Annotated in this window: 3 protein-coding genes; all 3 read left to right on the top strand. The window is 57.0% G+C overall.

The features are described from left to right. Positions 1-164: 164 nt before the first annotated feature. Entirely contained in the window at positions 165-467 is a 303-nt protein-coding gene (locus tag WCA53_RS11105; RefSeq protein ID WP_423909237.1) for a phasin family protein, read from the top strand. A 403-nt stretch (positions 468-870) separates the two neighbouring features. Continuing rightward, positions 871-1,446 (top strand): TIGR01841 family phasin, encoded by a 576-nt coding sequence (phaP, locus tag WCA53_RS11100; RefSeq protein WP_423909232.1) that lies wholly within the window; start codon positions 871-873, stop codon positions 1,444-1,446. A gap of 94 nt (positions 1,447-1,540) precedes the next feature. After that, a partial coding sequence (locus tag WCA53_RS11095; protein ID WP_423909229.1) for an alpha/beta hydrolase family esterase occupies positions 1,541-2,151 on the top strand: 611 nt, incomplete at its 3' end.

Here is a 2,151-nt window from a genome sequence, read left to right as displayed (position 1 = left end):
GCCAAACGCGGTAAGTTATTCATGACGGTGCCGATTGGTTATGTTCGGGACCCTAATGATCGAATCGAGACCTATCCTAATCGACGTATCTGTGAAACGCTCGGCGTGGTCTTCCAGAAGTTTCGCGAATTAGGTCGCAGCACTCATTGTGCGGCGCGATTCATATGGCTTCGCAAACTACTGCCGAGGAGACATGTATATGGATACGCCGGTTAATCAGCTTACCGATTTCGCGAGGATGCAGGAGAAATTTAATTTTTCCCGGCATCGACTCGACGTCCTTCGCCGAGTCAAGGCGCAAGGATCTGGAAGCACCTACGGGGACAAACCGACTCGCTTACGAAGCGATCCAGGCGTTGGTGAAAAAACAAACCGAGCTCCTCAACGCGAACGTGATGGCCATTCAGGAGGCGGCTCAGCATATACATGGCGCTGACCCGACCGAGGTGCTGGTAAAGCAGGGGTGAATTCGCCCGGCAATCTTTGCAGACGGTCTTTGCGAGCATGCGCCAGCTCCGCGCAGAAATCTCAAACCGCAGCAATGGCGGTGTTACTGTAATTCAGCGTGCCGAGGAGAGCATGCGGGCTTCCAGGGGTCTTCTAATCGCAAGTAAGAATGACGGGCAGCTATCTCCTGCAGGTACCCGCCGCGGATTCAGGACGTCGGCGGCCGCATTTGGGGCAGGATCTGGCACAGCCCGCGTCACCTGGGCTCGACGAGCCTTTGCGGATTTAAGCGGGTGCAGCTAGACAAAAGCGACTTGACGACCATTAAAACTGCCGTATGATGGGTTCATTGCTGCAACGCAGCAAGTTCCGTTAATCGGTCGGTAGGTTTAGCCAAATCAGTTTGTTTCCAAGGAGCGGTCAATGTTTCCATTTTATCCTCAGCAGTCCTCTACAATGGCGGCAGGAAATCTACAGATGTTTGTAAATGTGACAAAGCGATACGCGGGCGGTCTTCAACAACTCGCCGAGTTGAACGTGCAGACAGTCAAGACGGTGTTTGAAGAGGGTACTTCAGTTCTGAAGGCGGGTGGGAGCGCGAAACCGGGCGAGTTTCTGACTTGGGAGTCGACACTGTTCGCCGCGTTTCCGGAGAAAGCGGCGGCGTACACCCGGCATTTTTTATCCATCATCCGTGCAACAGAGACCGATATTCTGAGTGAAACACGCAGCCATTACGAGCAATACGGCATCAACATAAAGGGCGTGCCCGAGTCCGCGGTAGGGCAGGGCCAATCGGCGTTGCAGGAGTCGTCGGAGCATCTCTTGAGCATTACAGCGGCGTCGACAGATGCCGTCAAAGACGCGGCTGTGGTCGTCCTTGACGCGGGCGCGGAAATTGCGCAGAACGCGATCGACACAAGCGCTCACGCTGCGGACAGCGTAAAAGAGGTATCCGAAGCCGCGCTACGGCCTGCCAAAGCCGGCTCAAAGCGTTGAACTCGAACGTTCGGCCTTCTGTTGTATCCCCGTTGCTTTTGAAGCCCGCTTCAGGCGGGTTTTTTATTGAGTTCAATACACCTAAGGAACGCCGATGAGCCCCTTCGATTCGCTTGCCTTGGCAGACGACGCGCTCTGGTCGCTTTTCGCACGTGGACCCGTAGCGCTCGCGGCGCGGTTCTTCATCGACCTGCGAATGACCGCCGACGCGAGCCCCGCGCCGGAACCCGGACCCCGGCCACCGCTGCAACCGCAACCCGTAACTCATCGGCGCGCTTCGGACTATAGCGATATGTCGAGTGCGCAATTTCGCAGGGCTGCGTCCGCTGACGAGTGGCCGGTGTCGGAAGCAGGCGGTCCTCAATGGTTGAGAAGTCGCTTCGGGCACGACGATATTACGCATCACTTCAAGATCTATGTTCCGAGCGGCTACAACGGCCAGCCTCTACCGATGATCGTGATGCTCCACGGCGCGCAACAGGACCCGGACGACTTCGCGACAGGCACCGAAATGAACGCGGCCGCCGAGGAGGCGGGCTATATCGTCGTTTATCCGGAGCAGTCGGAGAGTGCCAATCCGCTGAGGTGCTGGAACTGGTTTCGACCCGCAGACCGGATGCGCGAGTCAGGCGAAACGGCGATGGTCGCCGCCCTTACTCGCGAGGTCATGGCGATGTGCAACGTCGATGACGCTCGTGTCTATGT

Origin of the sequence: Caballeronia sp. (assembly GCF_049581465.1) — a bacterium.
In the GTDB taxonomy this organism is placed as follows: Bacteria; Pseudomonadota; Gammaproteobacteria; order Burkholderiales; family Burkholderiaceae; genus Caballeronia.
Note: the sequence above shows the minus strand (reverse complement) of the source record. Positions and strands in the feature narration are given on the sequence as shown.

Excerpts from the sequence above, each read along its gene's own strand:
- WCA53_RS11105 (WP_423909237.1), top strand. The coding sequence starts at position 165 with ATGGCTTCGCAAACTACTGCCGAGGAGACATGTATATGGATACGCCGG.
- phaP (WP_423909232.1), top strand. The coding sequence starts at position 871 with ATGTTTCCATTTTATCCTCAGCAGTCCTCTACAATGGCGGCAGGAAAT.